Here is an 18,430-nt window from a genome sequence, read left to right on the forward strand (position 1 = left end):
CGCGGATGACGACCGACTTCAAGGAGCGCGCCGAGACGGTGGCGCAGGGTGCTGCGCTGATCGGCCGCGCCGCGCCCGAGGCGATGAAGGGCTTCGGCGCGCTCGGGATGGCAGCGACCGCCGCTGGCGCGCTGGACCCAAAGACCAAGGAACTGATGGCGCTCGCGATCGGCATCGCAGTGCACTGCGACGGCTGCGTCGCTTACCACACGCGGGCGGCGCACAAGCACGGTGCGACCCGGCAGGAGGTCGCGGAAACCGTCGCGCTCGCCCTCTACATGGGCGGCGGGCCGGCCGCCGTGTATGGCGCTGATGCGTTGCGTGCCTACGAACAGATGGCGGACGTTGCCGGTGGCTGACCTGCCGTCCTTCCTCACCGCGCCGCCGCGGCATCTCTTCTTCACCGGCAAGGGTGGGGTGGGGAAGACCTCGATTGCCTGTGCCTCCGCCATTGCCCTTGCGGAGGGCGGCAGGCGCGTGCTGCTCGTCAGCACGGACCCTGCGTCCAACCTTGATGAGATGCTCGGGGCGCCGCTCACCGACACGCCGCGCGAGGTGCCCGGCGTCGCCGGCCTCTCGGCGCTCAACATCGACCCCGAGGCGGCAGCCGAGGCCTATCGCGGGCGCGTGCTGGCGCAGATGGAGGGAGCAGCCGAGGCGGCCCGCGCGACCGTTCGCGAGCAGCTCTCCGGCGCCTGCACGACCGAGGTGGCAGCCTTCGACGAGTTCGCCGCGCTGCTCGCAGGCGGTGCGCCCGGGTTCGACCATGTCCTGTTCGACACCGCACCGACAGGCCATACGCTTCGGCTGTTGAGCCTGCCTGCCGCATGGACCGGCTTTCTGGCGACGAACGAGGCCGGCACCTCCTGCCTCGGCCCGCATTCGGGGCTGAAAACGCAGGAGGAGCGGTTCCGCGCGGCGATGGACGCGCTCGGCGATGCTGCGACGACTGCCATCGTCCTCGTCACCCGGCCTGACCCAGCCGCGCTTGCTGAGGCCACGCGCAGCGCCGGCGAGCTTGCCGCCCTCGGCCTTGCCAACCAGCGGCTGGTAATCAACGGCGTGTTCCATGCGAGCAGGACCGATGACCCCGTGGCGGCGGCGATCGAGGGCAGCGGCCGTGCCGCGCTCGCCGGCATGCCCGAGGCCCTGCGCAGGCTGCCGCGCGACAAGGTGCCGCTGCGCGGCTTCGACATGGTGGGCCTTGCCGCGCTGCGCGTGCTGTTCCGCCGGGGCGCGGAACCGTCTGGGCTCAGTGCGCCGCCCGGCACGGTGGCCATGCCCGCCGTGCCCAGCCTCGATGCGCTGGTCGATGGCCTCGCCGCGCGCGGGCATGGGCTCGTGATGGTCATGGGCAAGGGCGGCGTCGGCAAGACCACGATTGCTGCCGCCGTGGCACTCGGTCTCGTTACACGCGGGCACGCTGTTCACCTCAGCACCACGGACCCGGCGGCGCATCTCGCGATGACGCTCGGCGGCGAGATGCCGGGCCTGCGCGTCGACCGGATCGACCCGAAGGCGGAGACAGAACGCTACGTCGCGAAGATCATGGAGACTCGTGGCCGCAGCCTCGACGAGGCCGGTCGCGCCCTGCTGCGGGAGGACCTGCGTTCGCCCTGCACCGAGGAGGTGGCGGTCTTTCACGCCTTCTCCCGAATCGTTGCCGAGGCACGCCAGAGGTTCGTGGTGCTGGACACGGCACCCACCGGCCACACCCTGCTGCTCATGGACGCGACCGGCGCCTATCACCGCCAGATGACGCGGAGCCTCGACCAGGCGAACGGCCAGGGCCGCATCGTCACACCGTTGATGCGCCTGCAGGATCCCGCGCACACGCAGATCCTGATCGTGACCCTGCCGGAAACGACGCCGGTGTCAGAGGCGGCTGCGCTGCAGGAGGATCTGCGCCGCGCCGGCATCGAGCCTTACGCTTGGATCGTCAATCGCGCCCTGTCCGGGAGCGGTGCGTCGGATCCCGTGTTGCGCCAGCGGATGGCAGCGGAGGCGCACCAGATCGACCGGCTGCGGGCCGGTCTCGCAAGGCGCCTGTTCCAGCTGCCGTGGCAGGCTGATGCGCCCGTTGGCCTCGCGGCGCTGCGGACGCTGGCGGCCTGACCGACCTGAGGATCCTCCGGCGGAGGAAGGGCGCCAGCATTCGAACCGATGCGAAGACCCAGGCCGCAGTTCACCGGCACGGGCGCCGCCGGAGGCGCCCGTTTCTTTGCCTTGCCCCACCTCCTCGTATAGCCCCGGCTTCCTGAACATTCCCGCATGGGCTGGATCGTCCCACCCGCTATTGCGATGGAGGGCATGGCCCGGCAGCGGGCGCCTAGCGACAGTGCCTCACCACTGAATGGAACTCCAAGGCCGTCGTCTCCGCACTTCCGCTCGACCGGTCCGGATGAAAGATGAAACGCTAACGAAATCGAATTTTGAGGGATGTCCGTGCGCGCTTCGCCTGCCCCGTTGCTCGTGTGTGTCTGGCTGGTCGTGAGCTGCGCTCCTCAGCTCCCGGCCGGGCCTGACGTCGCCGCAGAGGCAGGCGGCGAGACGATGCGACCGAGCGGCTATCCAGTTACCGTTGGTGAGAGCTTCCGTGACTGTCCCGAGTGTCCTGAGATGGTGGTGATCCCTGCGGGACGTTTCCTGATGGGCTCTCCGGCGTCCGAGGCGGGGCGCGAGAGTAACGAGGGGCCGCAACGTGACGTCACGCTGCGGTCTCCGTTGGCGGTGGGGCGGTACCCTGTAACGGTGGCGCAGTATCGTGCCTTCGCGCAGGCGACCGGGCGCGGCGACGGTGGGTCGTGCTGGGTCTGGAGTGAGGGAGAGCCCGAGGATCTGCCGGGGATGAGCTGGCGCAACCCTGGTTTTGTGCAGGCGGAAGATCATCCAGTGGTGTGCGTGAGCTGGGAGGATGCGCAGGCCTACGCGCGTTGGGTGAGCGGTCAGACGGGGCAGCGCTATCGGCTGTTGACGGAGGCTGAGTGGGAGTACGCGGCGCGCGCGGGTACGAAGACGCGCTGGTGGTGGGGCGAGAGCGAGGCGGAGCAGTGCCGGCACGCGAACGGGGCGGACGAGACGACGCTTGCGCAACTGTCCGGTGCATCGGGTTGGACGGTTCCGCCGTGCACGGACGGCTTTGCGTATACGTCGCCGGTGGGCCGGTTTCTCGCGAACCGTTTCGGGCTGCACGACATGGTCGGGAATGTTGTTGAGTGGGTCGAGGATTGCTACCGACACAGCTACGTGGGCGCGTCGGCGGATGCGTCGCAGGCCAATACCACCACTGGCTGCGGCTCGCGCATAGCGCGCGGCGGTTCATGGCTCAGTGGGCCACAGACCCTCCGCTCCGCCATCCGCGACGGGGTTCCTGCCAGCATTCGGATGAACTACGGCGGGTTCCGCCTTGCCAGGGCGCCCGGCGCTTAGGAGGAATTCGCTCCTGGATCGTTGCCTCCTTGCCGCTTGGGAGGCTGCGCTCGCGAAGCGGATGAAAGGAAGGCCTATGCCCTCCCTGATTGCGGCTGGCGATCGGATCGGTTCGCGGCCGTTGTACTTTGACCGTGCCATGCTGGCCGGGAAGGCTCTGCGCTGACTTGGCTGTTCCTTGGCTGGGTGCGTACCTCTTCCCCGCTCTCTCCTTCGCCTCGCATGCGGCACCGCGACGCGCTGCTCGGCCCACTAAGCCGACCTGCCCCGCATTGGTGGTCCGCTTTGAAAGTTAGTGCATCGGCCCCTCAGTTCCGACCGAGAGCACGCGCCGCATGGGGGCTGGCGGAGGGCGCGCACCCGGATTCGAACCATCGCCAATGCGAGACGAACAGAGCAGGTGGAGCATCAGTGGAAACCGAGAAACGAATTCTCTGAACACGCACGGATCATGCGGAAGCTGCGATGCGCAAGCACTCCTCGCTTATTGCCTCGTCGCCGAGGCTGGCGCCCTCGGAGAGCAATTGCTCCAGCATGTCCGCCGGCAAGCCTCTGTGCAGCTTGGCCAGAAGCCGGTCGTAGACGGCGCGCGAGCCAAAGCTGCGCGGCCTCTGCCGTGCCGCGTGGTAGGACTGGCTGAACCCGAGCAGCCGCCCGGCGGCCTCCAAATTCCGGCTGTGCGCGGCGACTAGGCCGAGCCGCTCGACATTGGCCACCACCTCGTGCGGAAGGCCCATCATCCTGGCAGCTTTCAGGCGCTCATTCGCGATCGTAGCCGCGCGCGCGATGTCGCCTCTGACGAGCAGATACGACGCGATGGCGCCGGCGACGTGCTGCACCCAGACGGAGCGGTTCGGCGTCGCACCTAACGAGGCCAGCGCCTGCTGCGCCGTCCCGATCGCCTCGTCGAGCCGGCCCCCCGCAAAGTGGAGTTCGGCCATCCCCCCGAGCGTCAGGGCTACGTCGCGGCGGCTCCGCAGGCGCTGCGCCAGGGACAGCGCCTCGTCCAGCAGCTCCCCGGCTCCCTCGAGTTGGCCTTGCCAGGAACAGGCGAGCGCGCTGGCACGTAGCCAGGAGCAGAGCGCCTTGCTCTCGCGCGAGGCACGAAGCACCGCGCCCGCCTCCTGCAGCAGCGGCTCCGCGGCATCGAGCCTGCCGCAGCTGATATGCTGGAACGCATGCCGCCAGAGCGCGCGGCCGAGATCGAGGGCGCTGCCCACCTGGCGGAACAGCTCGACGGCCTTGCTCGACGCCGCTAGGGCCTGCGCATCCCCGACCGCAAGCCAGCCGCAGCGCCCAAGCCACAGGCGCCCGGCAACATCGGGCGGCGTCGCCGCTTCCATGGCAGCGATCGCTTGGTCGAACCAGTGGCGCTGCTCGGCCGCCAGGGAGAGTTCCGTCCACACATGCTCGGTGTAGCTCGCCAGCTCCACGCCGAGCCGTCCGTCGCCGCCCGGCGCGAGCGCCCAGTGCAGCGCGGCGCGTAGATTCTCAATCTCCGGCGCGTAGCGCTCGGCCCAGTCGTCATCAGTCATGAAGGGCCATTCGGCTTCTGCTCGCTCGTAGATGCGCGCCTGCCAGCGCGCGTGCTCGGCGCGCGTCTCATCCAGGACCTTCTGCGGAAGCCTCCGAGCGGCGTAGTACCGCGTAGCGCCAAGCATCCGGTAGCGCGGCTGCGTTTCCGTGAGATCTGCATGGACCAGCGACTTGTCGACGAGTTCGGCGATCAGCCGGCAGGTCTCGTCCTCGCCCATGGCCCGTCCGATGACCTGGGTCGCCGATGCCACCGTCCAGCCCCCGCTGAACACCGACAGCCGCAGGAGAAGGTCGCGTTCCGCCGGCTCCAGCAGGTCGAGGCTCCAGCCGATCGTGGTCCCGAGCGTCCGCTGCCGCGGCAGAGCCGTGCGCCGCCCGGTCATCAGCGGGCCGAACCGATGGTCCAGGCGCGCCCTCAACTCCGATAGTGGCAGCGCCTGCAGCGTGGGGACCGCCAGCTCGATGGCGAGCGGTATGCCGTCGAGCCGCCAGCAGATCTCGGCGATCTCCCGCGCCTCGGCGTCGGTCGGCGCGAAATCCCCGAGGAGGGCACGCGCGCGCTCGACGAACAGCTCGGTGGCTGCATGTGCGTCCAGCTCCGCAGCCGGGATCGGCTGGCCCGGAGGCGGCATCGAGAGCGGCTGGAGGCGGTGCAGGTTCTCGCCCTCGGCGCGAAGCGGCTCGCGGCTGGTCACGAGGATCACGATTTTCGGGCAGGCCCGCAGGATTGCCTCGGCCGCGCGCGCGACGGTGCCGAGCATGTGCTCGACCCCGTCCAGCAGCAGCAGGCCTCGTCGCGGTCCGAGGAAGAGGATGACCCCACCGAGGACATCGCCGTGGCGGACCTCGATGCCGACAGCTGCGGCGATCGCGGTCGGGATCAACTCGGGATCCTCGAGCGATCCCGCATCCGCCAACCACACGCCCCCGGGGAAGCGGTGACTGACGCGGTCGGCCGTGGCGATCGCCAGCCGGGTCTTGCCGATCCCGCCGGCTCCCACGATGGTCACAAGGCGCGAGGCGTCGAGCCGGGCCTCGACCCGATCGAGATCCTCGGCTCGGCCGAGAAGCCTAGTTATCATGCGCGGCAACGCGGCTGGCGGGACCTCCCCCTCGGCGTGCCCGGCCTCGACCGGCGAGAGCGATGAACCAGACACAGGCTGCTCGCCGGTGTCGGCCTCGACTTCCTCGACAGGAGCGACGAAGCGGTACCCGCGCCCCGGGACCGTCGTGATGACACCACTCCCGAGCAGCTTGCGCAGGGCCGCGATGTGGACGGTCAGGTTGCCCTCCTCGACGACGCGCCCTGGCCAGACGAGATCCATCAGCTCGGTCTTGCCGACGATCCGCTCGCGTCGCTCGATCAGCGCAAGCAGGAGGTCGAAGGCGCGGCTCTTGATCGGCAGCTCGTTCCCGCCAGTAGAAAGTGCACGCCGATCAGGCATGAGGCGGACGGGTCCGAACAGATAGACCTTTGCCGGTCCGGGCATTCGCATCTCTCCTTCCTTCGAAAGTCTTTGGAGTTTCGGCCTCGACTCCGGAAGAGACGCAGCGGCTATCACGGGCTGGCACCGAACGCACATGGCGATTTTGCGCCGCCGGCCCGGAGTGCGGAGTGGCGCGAACAACCTCCTGCGAGCCGTTTCGGAGGCAATCCCCCCGAGATGTGGCGAAGGCGACAGCGGTCGGCTCGATCTCTTTGGAAGAATTTGGCCGCCCCACAACGACGCGCCTCGCCGCCCCGAGACATGGTGAGGACGGCCCGCGAAGAGCGGAACAGGCGAGGGGCTTGTGAGTATGGACGCGGCACTCGATCGGACACGTCGCCAGGCAATCGAACTGGGAGCGGCCGCGATGATCGCGCTCGCCGGCATGCCGCGTGCGGCCGGCGCACAGAGCAATACCAACCCAGGAGGACCAGCCACCATGCCTTACGTGACGACCCGCGACGGCGTCGAGATCTTCTACAAGGACTGGGGCCCGCGCGACGCCCAGCCCATCGTGTTCCATCATGGATGGCCGCTGTCCTCCGACGACTGGGACGCGCAGCTTCTGTTCTTCCTGCAGCACGGCTATCGCGTGGTCGCGCACGACCGGCGCGGCCATGGACGCTCGGCCCAGGTCTCGGACGGCCACGACATGGACCACTACGCGGCGGATGCCTTCGTCGTGGCCGAACACCTGAACCTCCGCAACGCGGTGCACGTGGGACATTCCACCGGCGGCGGGGAAGTGACCCGCTACGTGGCGAAGCACGGCCAGCCGGCCGGTCGCGTCGCCAAGGCGGTGCTGGTCGCCGCGATACCGCCCATCATGCTGAAGACCGAAGCCTATCCCGGCGGGCTGCCGATCGAGGTGTTTGACGGCTTCCGCAACGCGCTGGCGGCGAACCGCGCGCAGTTCTTCCGGGATGTGCCGGCGGGGCCGTTCTACGGCTTCAACCGGCCCGGCGCCACGCCGCATGAAGGCGTCATCCAGAACTGGTGGCGGCAGGGGATGATCGGCAGCGCGAAGGCCCACTACGAGGGCATCAAGGCGTTCTCGGAGACTGACCAGACCGACGACCTGAAGGCGATCACCGTGCCGACCCTGGTGATGCACGGCGAGGACGATCAGATAGTGCCGATCGAAAGCTCGGCCAGGATCGCGGTCCGGCTGTTGAAGAACGGCACGCTGAAGACCTATCCGGGCTTCTCGCACGGGATGCTGACGGTGAACGCCGATGTGCTGAACCGCGACCTGCTGGCTTTCGTGCGCGGCGCGGCCTGAGCGGATGGGGTGAAGGGTCCAGCGGCGCCGCGACGTTGCCGCGGCGCCGCGGCTTCCCTCCCGCGGTCATCGTCCTGCCACCTCGCTACGCCTGCAACGACAGGGAGTGCGCGGATGACCATCTACATCGCCTCGGCCGATGTCGGTCTGCTCGTCGGCATGGTCTCCAGCGTGCTCGGTGTCCGCTCGCCCAAGCCTGCCTTCGTCAAGCAGGTAGGGCTCGCCTTCAACCGTCTCGCGGCAGTGTTGGAGGCCGCCGGCTGCACCTTCGACGACGTGGTGGACGTGCTTGCCGTCTAGGCCGCCGTCAGGACAATCGCGCGAGCATGGCGACGGCAGAAATCGTGATCAGTGCCATGACCTCCCGCCGATCCTCTGACGGCGGCCTGCAAGCAAGGAACATGATGATGGCAGAGACGCTCGGCAGCATGAGGACGCACAAGGCGTTCAACTGGATCAACGGCGTTCAGCGTTCCGAGGGCACGTTGAAGGAGTCGATCGACCCCGCGAGCTACGGCGTCATCGGCCATTACCCGGACGACGGCTTGAACGCCGCGAAGCTAGCCGTTGCAGCAGCACTGAAAGCCTTCCGCGAGACGATCTGGCCTCAGGATCACGAGTTGCGCGCCCGCGTGCTTGAACAATTGGCTCGCACATTCGAACGAAACTACGACAAGCTGCTCGAGATCCTCTCGCTTGAGAACGGCAAGGTAAAGGGAGAGGCGGCGTTCGAACTCGACATGGTCCCCAGCAAGCTGCGTTATTCCGCCGCCACCGCTCTGCTTGAACGCGGCAGGGCGGTAACGCCCAAGCCGGGCAGCATCTCCATGATCCTGCGTCAGCCGATGGGAGTTGCCGCCGTGATCGCGCCCTGGAACTCGCCGGTGGTGCTGACAATCCGCTCCCTCGCCCCTGCGCTCGCTGCAGGCTGCACCACAGTCATCAAGCTGCCCGGCCAGGTGGCGCAGACTGCCAGCGTAATGGCCGAGGTGATGGCGCAGGCCGAGGATCTTCCCGCTGGCGTCATCAACCTTTTCTTCGAGAGCGGCCCGGAGGGTTCGGCCTATCTCGTGGAATCGCCCGATGTTCCGGTCGTCAGCTTCACGGGATCGACCCGCACGGGCCGCGCCATCGCCAGCGCCGGCGCCAAGCACATGAAGCGTTTCGGGATGGAACTTGGCGGCAAGACGCCGATGATCCTCTTCGAGGATGCGGACATCGATGCCGCATTGCCCGTGCTTGAGAAAGCGCTGACGGTGTTCGGCGGCCAGTTCTGCATGACCGGCTCTCGATTGCTCGTGCAGGACAGCATCTACGGCGCGGTGCGCGATGGCGTTGCCGATCGGCTGCGCAAGGTGAGGGTTGGTCCGGCCGCCGATCCTTCGAGCGACATGGGGCCGTTGATCGACCGGGCCAATGTCGACCGCGTCGATCGCGTGGTGGAGCAGGCGATAGCCTCCGGTGCGACGGTCGTGGAGCGCGGCGGGCCTGTGAAGGTCGGCCCTTTGGCGAGCGGCGCGTTCTTCCGTCCCGCGCTTCTGGAGGTGTTCGACAACAGCTTAGCCATCATTCAGGAGGAGACCTTCGGGCCAGTACTGACGATCCAGCGCTTTACCGACGAGGCCGAGGCCATCGCTCTAGCGAACGGCAGTCAATATGGTCTCGCGGCGAGCGTCTGGACGCGCGATGTCGAGCGGTCCTTGCGCATTGCTCAGGCCCTCGATGCCGGTTCGATTTGGATCAACGACTGGGCGAAAGTCTACGACAGCACCGAGGAAGGCGGCTTCAAACAGTCCGGCCTCGGGCGGCTGAATGGCTTGGCCGCCTTGGAAGATTTCGAGGAGCACAAGCACATAGCACTCCGGCCGGGCATTGCTCGGCTCTGACGCTTCTCCACCCCCTGTCCCCGCGCTCCCGGTCTGTGCAAGCGACGAATCAGCGCTTCGCAACAAAGGGGAGGGTCAGATCCCGGCGACAATGCCGGGTTGGTTCTCATCCATGATCAGCGAAGGAGCATATCATGCCTGGCACTGTGAACACGCGTCGCAATCCGGCGTCTGAAACATCGCCTCTGGCGATCATGCAGGCGATTTTGTCGAACCCGACGGATCTGGATTTCGTCGAGCAGTACACGACCGATGACTTCACCTATGTCTCGCTGAACTACGAAAGTCCGGAAGTGAAGCACGTTCTGCCGTGGGCGGGGACGACCAGAGGCACCGAAGGTCTGGTCCAGGCTTTTGTCGATGTGAGCCGCTACTGGCGGGTCGATGAGTTCGAGATCCAGGACAGCTTCGAGAACGAGGACGGCGCAGCGATCTTCGGCACATTCACCTATACGTCCAACACACTGGGCAAGACCGTGACATCGCCCTTCTCGGTCCTGGCACGCGGCAGAGACGGCAAGCTGCACTATGTCCAATTCATGGAAGACACCTTCGCCACCGTCCGCAGCTTCCGCGAAAGCGGGCAGTACCACATCAAGGCGAACCCGGACGGATCGGAAGTCAGGATCTGAGGCTGGGCGAGCATCCGACTCGCAGATGGTTCTCGTGCAGTTACCCAAGAATTTGGACGGCTGACGATCGAGCAACTCTTCTGCGGATGAGGGGGAGACGCCTTATTCGCGACGACGTCTCCCACACTCCAGAGAGGACCGAGCCATGCCCGAACGGCAAGCCATAGTTCCCGACAGACGGCGTGCGCTTTACGAGAAGTACCGCTACTCCGCCGCGATCCGCTCCGGCGATCTCCTCTTCGTCTCCGGCCAGGTGGGGAGCCGCGAGGAGGGTTCGCCCGAGCCGAACTTTGCGCGCCAGGTTCAGCTCGCCTTCGACAACCTTGCCGCGGTGCTCCAGGCCGCCGGCTGCACGCTCGACGACGTCATCGATGTCACGACCTTCCATACCGACCCGCCAGCGCAGCTCGAGGCCGTGATGGCGGTGCGAGAGCGCGCCATCGGCGCGCCCCCCTATCCAAACCGGACGGCAGTGGGCGTCACCTGGCTGGCCGGCTTCGATTTCGAGATCAAGGTCGGATGGCCGCGCTCAGCCGACTGGGAATCTGCTGGACGGACGCTTGTACCAGCAGCGCATCGGCTGCCAGCGGTCGTGCCTGCTACCACCGCCGATCACTCGGGATAGGCCGACGGCTCACTCGGCAGGAGGCGGAAGCCGCAGCGCGCCGGCTCGCTGGGCTAACGTCACGTCAGCGTCAGATCATGGATCTGTCCTCGCCGGCGTGCCTCGCAAGAATATCAACGTCGACCTTGGCATAAGCCGAAGGACCGTCGAAATCACCGGGCCGCGATCATGCGCGAGACGGAGGCAACCTCGCTGCCTGCGCTCGCCCACCTCGCAGCCTCGGCTGCACCGCTTCAGCGCGGCTGACACGCTGCAGCGTTGCGCGTTGGTAGTTTCCGAGGGTGCCGCGCCGGTAGACCGAAGCGCTACTCTCCACACAGGTGAAGAGGCCCATTCGCGCCCAAGAGCGCCCGATGGTGCCGTGCGGCGAAGCCTACAGCCGAGTCCTTCGAACAGGCGTGTACGGCGATCGCCCCTTAAGCCATCTTCCAACGGAGTTCGAAACATGGTGCACACACGTGACCCTTGCGTCCCAGCCGCCGGCCGTCTGCGCTTCGTGTATGACGACGGCGTCATCTCGCTGCGCCTCCGCAGCCCGCCCACCTTTGGTGAGGTCGCGTCGGCCATGGGCCATCTCGCCCACGGCCACCACGCAGCGCCTCGTGCGATTGATCTCAGGCTCGATGCGCCAACTCCTGCCGTGGCGCCTGGGATGGGCAAACGTGAGGTAGGTTAGCATCGCACGGGCTTGCAGCGAGCGGAGCGCCCCGGCGTACGGCGCGCAGAAAGCAGCAATGAGAACAGTCAAACATCGCTGGCAACGCGGTGGGCGAAGGAACCGGGCGCAGCACACAAGCTATGGTTGCACGAAGGGCGGTCGAGCCGCTTGGGAGCAAGATGACCGCTTGCACCGAGCGCAGTGCGACTCGCGACCTGCTGAAGGTTCCCGCATGAGCTTGCCTGTATCCCAGAACGGCCTGGATTGCCTGATCGTCGGCGGGGGACCTGCGGGCATGACGGCAGCGCTCTACCTCGCACGCTTCCGTCGGCGTGCGCTGGTGGTCGACGAGGGGGATCCGCGCGCCGCTTGGATTCCCAGCAGCCACAACATCCCCTTCTTCGCCGACGGTATCCCGGGCCCGGAGATTCTTGCGCGCGTGCGCGAGCACGCCGGCCGCTACGGTGTCTCGCCGCTCGACGGCCGCGTCGCTGCGCTGCGCAAGTCGGGACGAGACGGCTTCCGTGCAGAGGTTGAAACGAGGGAGGGGGGCTGCGAGGTGGACGCGCGACGGGTGCTGCTTGCCACTGGCGGGATCGATGTCGAGCCAGATCTGCCGGACCTCCCGGATGCCGTGCGTCGCGGCCTCGTCCGTTATTGCCCGATCTGCGATGGCTACGAATCGCGGGACCGCCGCATCGCGGTGATCGGGCATGGGCCGCGCGGCCTGGGCGAGGCTTCCTTTATCGCGCGCACCTACTCGGACGACGTCACGCTGCTGACGCTCGGCCGTCCCCTTGACCTGCTCCCGCCGCAGCGTGCGCTCGCGGAGCGACACCGCATCCGTCTCGTGGACGAGCCGATCTCGGGGCTCGACGTGCAAGATGGCCGTATAGCGGCCGTGCGCACCTCCGGCGGGGCGGAACTGCGCTTCGACATCCTCTACTCGGCGCTCGGGCTGACCTACCGCTCTGGGTTGGCCGGAGCGTTGGGCGCCGAACGTGACGCCGCCGGTGCGGTTCTGGTGGACGCCCATTGCCAGACGACTGTGAAGGGGCTGTATGCCGTTGGCGACGTGGTGCTGGGGCTCGACCAGATCGTCGTAGGGATGGGCCACGCCGCTGTCGCCGCGACACACATCCATAACCACTGCGAGCTGCCGGTTGAAGACGGGCCTACCGCCGGCGTTGAGAGCGCGTCGCGAGATTGAGCGCCGCGTTGCAAGCGCCGCACAAGGCACTGGCGACATAGGCCACTTGCGTTGCGCGATCGGATGGATCCGCCGCCTCTGGCGCGACGAACACGAGTTATTCGCGTCGCTGCTGGCGTACGGCAGAGTGCCTGCGCTCCCGCCCGGCGGGCGCACCCCGGCAAATAGCCGTTGGGAGGTTGATCATTTGCCGCCGATCGGAGGCAGCTGCGCCATAGCGCGAAACGGCCCGCCCAGTTTTCTTCTGGGCGGGGCGACGCTTGATAACGCGGCGAATGGAAGCATGGCGGCCGCAGCACGACCTCCGGATCCGCTCCCGCCGCGCTGATGAGCGCGCGTGCGACGGGATCGTTCGGCGCGATGCCCTGCTGGACCATGACGAGGTCTGCGAGCGCACTGCGGTTCGCAGGATCGAAGACCAGCGCGACGATCGCCTGCCAGACGCCGGCAGCCTTCAGCCGCTCCGTGACCACGGAGAGCGACACGAGCGCGTCGGGCGGCGGCGCCGGCTCGGCGTAGGGCTCCGGGGTCACGCCCGCCGCGACCAGCGCAGCCCAGACCGCATCCCCCGGCACCGCCTCTGCAGCCAGCGGCGCGCCATCCATGCCGCTCAGCACTAGCACGGAGCACCGCTCCGCATCACCCCAGCGTGCGACGATCGTCATGGCCGCAGCTCCGTGAGCACCAGCGTGGTGCGCGCGGCGCCCCCGTAGAGCCGGGCCTGTGGTCGTGCCATTCATGCGCATCGATCCTGAGGACGCACCAGCGCGGGCCGTGTACGCGATCGGCGAGGTCGTGCCGGCGGCCTCCTCGTAGTCGAAGCCAAGCGGCACCTCCCACGAAGCGTTGTTCGTCGCGCGACCGACCTGGACGCCGACGCCGTCTCGGAAGAGCGCCATCGCCGTATAGCCGCTGGCCGCGATGCCGAAGCCTAGGCAGGTGAGCCGAATTCGGTTGGTCACAGCCAGCGGCGTGTGGGTGATGCTGAGGATCTGCGTCCCCTCGGTGACGAGGGGGATGGTGTCATCGCGGGGGATGGGCGTGGCGAGGTCTGCGTTCGCCAGGTACTCGGCATAGGCGCGGCCGACGACGCGGTTGGTGAACTCGTTCGCGCTCGTACCAAGATCGACGCCGCTCGCGCGCCCGGGGGATTACCGGCACAGGCTGCGTGGTGACCTGCTGAACTTTTCAGTAGCTTGGGGGTTTGGAGCTTTGTTGGCTTGTACGCCGTCTGGCTTGGGCGCGCAGGTCGCATGGGCGAGCAACGTCCTGCGTGCGTCAACTTGCCGGCCTCCGGACGCCTGGGCGACACTCAGGATTTCGCGCAGGCCCTAACAGCGGAGCTCCTGCAATGACCGCCGCCGACATCCTGCTCACCAATGTCCGTCTGCCTGACGGCCGAGAGGGCATGGCGATCGCCGTCCAGGGCACGCGCATCGCCGCCATTATTCCCCCGAGCGGCCTCATGCCCCAAGCTGGTGTTGTTCATGACCTTGGCGGCGATCTCGTGCTGCCCGCACTGACTGACGGGCACATGCACCTCGACAAGACCCTGTTCGGCTTGCCCTGGATGCCGCATCGCGCGAAGCCCTTCCGCATGAGTCGCATCGAAACCGACCAGGAGACGCTGCCAGCCCTGCCGCTCCCAACGGCCGCGCGGGCGGGCGCGCTGATTCGCCGCTGCGTGGCCCATGGCACCGGCCATATTCGGACTCATGCGGACATCACCCCCGCCTTCAAGCTGAGTGCCCTCGAAGGCGTGCTGGCGGCGCGGGAGGCGCACGCGCATCTCGCCAGCATCCAGATCGTGGCTTTTCCGCAGGCCGGCGTGATGCGCGTCCCCGGTGTCGCCGCACTGGTCGAGGACGCGATCCGCGCCGGCGCGGACTTGGTCGGTGGCATCGATCCATCCGAAGTCGATCGCGACGCCCGCGGCCAGCTCGACACCATCTTCGACATCGCCGAGCGACATGGGGTCGGCATCGACATCCATCTGCACGAGCCGGGCGAGCTCGGCCTCTACGCTGTGCAGGAGATCTGCGCTCGTACGCGCGCTCTTGGCATGCAGGGAAAGGTGACGATCAGCCACGGCTTCTGCCTCGGTGGCGTAGCCGAAAGCAAGCAGAAGGCAACATCCGAGCTCATGGCAGAAGCCGGCGTTGCGTTGGCGAGCCATGGCGCTGGCGGCGCCACGCTGCCGCCGCTCTTCGCGCTCGCTGATGCAGGCGTTCGCGTCTTCTGCGGTAATGACGATGTGCGCGACACCTGGAGCCCCTACGGCAACGGCGACATGCTGGAACGCGCGGCGATCATCGGCTGGCGCGTCGATGTCCGTCACGACACTCTGCTGGAGCAGTTGTTCGGAATGTGCTCTGCCGTCGGAGCAGAGGTCCTCGGCATCGCCGGCCACGGCATCGCTGCGGGAAAGGAGGCGAGTTTCTTTAGCATCTCGGCCGAGACCATCGGCGAGGCGATTGGCCAGCATCCGCCGCGGCGCCTCGTGTTCTTCCGAGGCCGCCTCGTCGCGCAGGACGGCTCCATCTTGTGATCCCTGCGCGCATGGCAACCCTGAGCGTGCTCCCTGGGGCCGTGTCCAATAGAGTTGCGTAGGTCGCGGTGGCGCGGCGACGCCGACAGGCAGGACGGAACGCTGATGAGTTTTCTCTACAACTACGTTTCGCTTGGCCTGGTGCTGCTGGCCATCCTGCTGCTGCTGGCCTGGCGCAGCCTCCGGCGGCGCGACTTTCGTGCGCTGGCCATCGTCGTTGCCGCGATCGTGCTGTGGGTGCCGTTCGAAATGAGCCGTCCGTTTGTGGGCACGGCTATGTCACTGGCACCGAGGTGCGGCGCGTGGAGCGGTCAACGTCGCCGCGCGAGACCGAGGATGTGGACTTCATCTACACGCGTGATTGGGGCGGCGACCAGCAGTTCCGCAATGAGGATTCCTGGCTGTTCCTGAAGCGCAACGCCGATGACGTGTATGGCATCGCGAAATCGATCGAGGGCAAGCCTGGGGAGGCGCGCACCTTCATCGCCACCGGCGTGCGCAATTACCTGGCCTCGTGACATCCGAACCTGAGCTCGCTGAAGCCGACGCTGGCCTGGGTGGTGTTTGTTGCCCACTATCTGTTTTGGATCGCCGTGTTCGGCGGGTTGCTGCTGGCCTATCCGCGGGCCCGCCGACCGGCTGATTGAGGAGCGGGCTGCCACAGCGAGACCAAGGCGGTCCGGTCACGCTACGCGCTCTATAGCGCCTTTGCTCAGGACGCCACGGAGGCAGCGCGCTTTCGATCGAGATACGCCATGACCGGCGTGACCGCGATCCCGTGCATCACCACTGACAGGACGACGACGAGGCAAATGACCGTCCAGAGCGTGCCCCCACTGTCAAATGGGGCACGCCCGAGCGCGTAGGCGAGGTAGTAGAACGAGCCGAAGCCTCGGATGCCGAAGAAGGCGATGGCGGCTCGATCGCCTAGCGGCGGGGTCGTGCCGATCAGGCTGACGAAAGCAGCCGCGGGACGTACCGCAAGCAGCGTCACCAACGCGACTGCGATCATGGCCCAGTCGATCGACCCGAAGACCGAGCCCTCGGCGATCGCCGCACCGAAGCACACCAGGAGGAGTGTCATCGCCAGACGCTCTATCCGTTCGGCAAACGCGTGCAGCTCCTCGTGGTAGCTGTGAGCACGCTCCGCCGCGCGCAGGGTCACTGCTGCGACGAAAACGGCAACGAACCCGTAGCCGTGGATCATCTCGGCGACGCCATAGGAAAGCAGCGTCAGCCCGAGTGCGACCAACCCGTCATTCGTATCGGACAGCTGTAGCTTCGCCGGCAAGCTGAACGTGACGTAGCCGATGATGCGGCCCGTCATCCAACCGATCGTTGCACCCGCTGAAAGCTTCCAAACCACGTCGCCCACGAACCACGTGGCCAGCCAAGGCTCGCTCGTCTCTGCCGACAGCGCGAGCGCGATCGCGAAATGGACGAAGGGGAAGCTCAGGCCATCATTCAGCCCGGCCTCTGAGGTCAGCGCGAAGCGCACTGGATCCTCCTCGGCGGAGTTCGGCGGACCAACTTGCACATCGCTTGCCAGGACAGGATCGGTCGGCGCGAGAGTTGCGCCCAGAAGGACCGCAGACGCCGCTCCCAGGCCCAGAAAGGCCCAGCCGAGCGCCGCAATGGCGCCGATGGTCAGCGGCATCGCTATGGCCAGCAGCCGCCACGTCGTCATCCAGGTTCGAAGCCCTGGCGGCCGGTCCAGCTTCAGCCCTGCCCCCATCAGTGAGACGATGACGACAAACTCCGTCAGCCGTTCGGTCAGCGCAAGGTTCTCTAGTGGATTGGCCACGCCGAGCATGGGCATCGGCGACCAGACATAGGCCGCACCGATTGCGATGCAGACCATTGGCAACGACAGCGGGGCGCGGACGAGCAGAACCGGGAGCCATGCGGTCAACAACATGACGCCGCCCGCCAGCGCGAAAAGAAGAACGTAGAGATCGATGGCCTTGCTCCTTAAGCACGGGCTCTTTCGTCACTATGGCCTCACGCACAACCTCATGCCGTCAAAGGGCGACCATTCGTGGCCGTGTGAGCGTTCCGAGAGCAGCATTGTCTGGCGCGATGCCTTGTCGGAACAAAGTTAACGTCAGCGAGTGCGCTGCGGTTCGGGACGCGTGTGTTCACGACTGCATCAATGACTGCATGCCACGGCATCGCCAGCACGGTGAGCTGCGCCGTCGTCCATGGCGCCGAGCACGGACCGGCGCTGCTGACCACTTAAACACTCGAGTGCCGGCACGGGCGCTCCGGGCTGGCGTGATCATGATGCGATCGCGGTCGCACGAAGATCGTAATGTCGTTGCTCTCTTCTCCGCTTCACTTTGCGGCCGCACAGAGCGACGTGTTGGTGGCACGGAGATGGAGAGAGCGATGCGGGCTGGTCGGACGAAGAAAGCCTACCGTCGTCGCGGAGAATTCGCGCCAGGCTGACCCGGGCGCAATGCGGGCGTCGCGCGCTGCCCCGGGAGCGGGGCTTGGGCTCGTAGGAGCCCGGTGGTCGGGCTCCGCCACGAGAGGAGCCCTGAAGATGACAACCCTTTCCGATACCCACCTTCTGGTCCTGAGTGCTGCGGCTGCGCGCGACGACCGCCTGGTGACGAAGCACAAGCGCCTGCCTGGCGCGTCACTGCAGCGCGTGTGCGAGGCGCTGGCCAAGCGCGGCCTGTTGGCGCTCGCGGAACTCGACGCCCACGCACGCGAAATGCTGATCATCGCAACCGAGGACGGCCGGCGCGGCTTCGCGATCACGGCGGTCGGGCTCGACGCGATCGGGGGTGAGGATGTGACGGACGACCGCCCTCGCGACGAGCGCCTGGGCGTCGACCCGGCGCTGATCGATGGGTCGGCGGATGACGAGTTTCAGCCGCAAGCGCCCATCACCCCCGCGCTCACTCACAGCGACTCCGTGGATGCGGTGGAGGCGTCGACGGTCACCCCAAACGCGGCGGTCAGGGCCTGAGGCCACTCAGCGGCCTTCTGTGGGCCGTGGCGGCGGTGGTCTGCGCATGACTGCCGAAGCGGTGGTGGCGGCCTGGGAGGGCGGCAGCGACGTCACCCCTGCGATGGTGGCACTGAAGGCCGCGCTGGCCCCTGCACCCAAGGCTTCCCGGGGGCCTCGT

At 67.2% G+C, this 18,430-nt stretch carries 14 protein-coding genes; 12 read left to right on the forward strand and 2 right to left on the reverse strand.

What is annotated here, in order from left to right; genetic code table 11:
* Nucleotides 1–5: 5 nt before the first annotated feature.
* The 3 genes from FIF60_RS16250 to FIF60_RS16260 all read left to right on the forward strand — a co-directional run bounded on the left by FIF60_RS16250 (nt 6) and on the right by FIF60_RS16260 (nt 3,429).
* Nucleotides 6–359: a carboxymuconolactone decarboxylase family protein gene (locus FIF60_RS16250; RefSeq protein ID WP_144187176.1), complete on the forward strand. Its 354-nt coding sequence runs from the start codon at nt 6–8 to the stop codon at nt 357–359.
* Nucleotides 352–2,115, forward strand: a complete 1,764-nt coding sequence (arsA, locus tag FIF60_RS16255; protein WP_239451671.1) for an arsenical pump-driving ATPase — start codon at nt 352–354, stop codon at nt 2,113–2,115. The genes FIF60_RS16250 and arsA overlap by 8 nt, the downstream gene beginning before the upstream one ends.
* Nucleotides 2,116–2,619: 504 nt before the next feature.
* Nucleotides 2,620–3,429 (forward strand): formylglycine-generating enzyme family protein, encoded by an 810-nt coding sequence (locus tag FIF60_RS16260; RefSeq protein ID WP_158639264.1) that lies wholly within the window; start codon nt 2,620–2,622, stop codon nt 3,427–3,429.
* A gap of 449 nt (nt 3,430–3,878) precedes the next feature.
* On the opposite strand, the gene FIF60_RS16265 is transcribed toward FIF60_RS16260, so the two are convergent.
* Entirely contained in the window at nt 3,879–6,455 is a 2,577-nt protein-coding gene (locus FIF60_RS16265; RefSeq protein ID WP_158639265.1) for an ATP-binding protein, read from the reverse strand.
* 436 nt (nt 6,456–6,891) lie between these two features.
* On the opposite strand from FIF60_RS16265, the gene FIF60_RS16270 reads away from it, so the two are divergent.
* The 8 genes from FIF60_RS16270 to FIF60_RS16305 all read left to right on the forward strand — a co-directional run bounded on the left by FIF60_RS16270 (nt 6,892) and on the right by FIF60_RS16305 (nt 15,811).
* A complete protein-coding gene (locus tag FIF60_RS16270) occupies nt 6,892–7,734 on the forward strand; it encodes an alpha/beta fold hydrolase (RefSeq protein ID WP_144299353.1) in 843 nt (280 codons plus the stop codon).
* 114 nt (nt 7,735–7,848) lie between these two features.
* On the forward strand, nt 7,849–8,034 hold the full coding sequence (locus FIF60_RS22285; RefSeq protein ID WP_144187183.1) for a DUF1427 family protein: 186 nt from the start codon (nt 7,849–7,851) through the stop codon (nt 8,032–8,034).
* A gap of 107 nt (nt 8,035–8,141) precedes the next feature.
* Nucleotides 8,142–9,620, forward strand: a complete 1,479-nt coding sequence (locus tag FIF60_RS16280) for an aldehyde dehydrogenase family protein (protein WP_204251219.1) — start codon at nt 8,142–8,144, stop codon at nt 9,618–9,620.
* 134 nt (nt 9,621–9,754) lie between these two features.
* On the forward strand, nt 9,755–10,252 hold the full coding sequence (locus tag FIF60_RS16285) for a nuclear transport factor 2 family protein (protein ID WP_204251220.1): 498 nt from the start codon (nt 9,755–9,757) through the stop codon (nt 10,250–10,252).
* A 145-nt stretch (nt 10,253–10,397) separates the two neighbouring features.
* Nucleotides 10,398–10,877 (forward strand): RidA family protein, encoded by a 480-nt coding sequence (locus FIF60_RS16290; protein WP_144299344.1) that lies wholly within the window; start codon nt 10,398–10,400, stop codon nt 10,875–10,877.
* An 890-nt stretch (nt 10,878–11,767) separates the two neighbouring features.
* Nucleotides 11,768–12,745 (forward strand): NAD(P)/FAD-dependent oxidoreductase, encoded by a 978-nt coding sequence (locus FIF60_RS16295; RefSeq protein WP_144299345.1) that lies wholly within the window; start codon nt 11,768–11,770, stop codon nt 12,743–12,745.
* A 1,351-nt stretch (nt 12,746–14,096) separates the two neighbouring features.
* Nucleotides 14,097–15,293 (forward strand): amidohydrolase, encoded by a 1,197-nt coding sequence (locus FIF60_RS16300; protein WP_144299346.1) that lies wholly within the window; start codon nt 14,097–14,099, stop codon nt 15,291–15,293.
* A 302-nt stretch (nt 15,294–15,595) separates the two neighbouring features.
* Nucleotides 15,596–15,811 (forward strand): hypothetical protein, encoded by a 216-nt coding sequence (locus FIF60_RS16305; RefSeq protein WP_144299347.1) that lies wholly within the window; start codon nt 15,596–15,598, stop codon nt 15,809–15,811.
* Nucleotides 15,812–16,005: 194 nt separating this feature from the next.
* Here FIF60_RS16305 and FIF60_RS16310 read toward each other — a convergent pair whose 3' ends face one another.
* On the reverse strand, nt 16,006–17,211 hold the full coding sequence (locus FIF60_RS16310; protein ID WP_144299348.1) for a cation:proton antiporter: 1,206 nt from the start codon (nt 17,209–17,211) through the stop codon (nt 16,006–16,008).
* 627 nt (nt 17,212–17,838) lie between these two features.
* Between FIF60_RS16310 and FIF60_RS16315 the strand changes: the two genes are divergently transcribed.
* Nucleotides 17,839–18,270, forward strand: coding sequence for a hypothetical protein (locus FIF60_RS16315; protein WP_144299349.1), 432 nt, complete (start codon nt 17,839–17,841; stop codon nt 18,268–18,270).
* The last annotated feature ends 160 nt before the right edge of the window (nt 18,271–18,430 follow it).

It is taken from the genome of Elioraea rosea (assembly GCF_007644105.1).
Classification (GTDB): domain Bacteria; phylum Pseudomonadota; class Alphaproteobacteria; order Acetobacterales; family Acetobacteraceae; genus Elioraea_A; species Elioraea_A rosea.

Excerpts from the sequence above, each read along its gene's own strand:
- FIF60_RS16250 (WP_144187176.1), top strand. The coding sequence starts at position 6 with ATGACGACCGACTTCAAGGAGCGCGCCGAGACGGTGGCGCAGGGTGCT.
- FIF60_RS16260 (WP_158639264.1), top strand. The coding sequence starts at position 2,620 with ATGGTGGTGATCCCTGCGGGACGTTTCCTGATGGGCTCTCCGGCGTCC.
- FIF60_RS16265 (WP_158639265.1), bottom strand. The coding sequence starts at position 6,455 with ATGCCCGGACCGGCAAAGGTCTATCTGTTCGGACCCGTCCGCCTCATG.
- FIF60_RS16270 (WP_144299353.1), top strand. The coding sequence starts at position 6,892 with ATGCCTTACGTGACGACCCGCGACGGCGTCGAGATCTTCTACAAGGAC.
- FIF60_RS22285 (WP_144187183.1), top strand. The coding sequence starts at position 7,849 with ATGACCATCTACATCGCCTCGGCCGATGTCGGTCTGCTCGTCGGCATG.
- FIF60_RS16280 (WP_204251219.1), top strand. The coding sequence starts at position 8,142 with ATGGCAGAGACGCTCGGCAGCATGAGGACGCACAAGGCGTTCAACTGG.
- FIF60_RS16285 (WP_204251220.1), top strand. The coding sequence starts at position 9,755 with ATGCCTGGCACTGTGAACACGCGTCGCAATCCGGCGTCTGAAACATCG.
- FIF60_RS16290 (WP_144299344.1), top strand. The coding sequence starts at position 10,398 with ATGCCCGAACGGCAAGCCATAGTTCCCGACAGACGGCGTGCGCTTTAC.
- FIF60_RS16295 (WP_144299345.1), top strand. The coding sequence starts at position 11,768 with ATGAGCTTGCCTGTATCCCAGAACGGCCTGGATTGCCTGATCGTCGGC.
- FIF60_RS16300 (WP_144299346.1), top strand. The coding sequence starts at position 14,097 with ATGACCGCCGCCGACATCCTGCTCACCAATGTCCGTCTGCCTGACGGC.
- FIF60_RS16310 (WP_144299348.1), bottom strand. The coding sequence starts at position 17,211 with ATGTTGTTGACCGCATGGCTCCCGGTTCTGCTCGTCCGCGCCCCGCTG.
- FIF60_RS16315 (WP_144299349.1), top strand. The coding sequence starts at position 17,839 with ATGACAACCCTTTCCGATACCCACCTTCTGGTCCTGAGTGCTGCGGCT.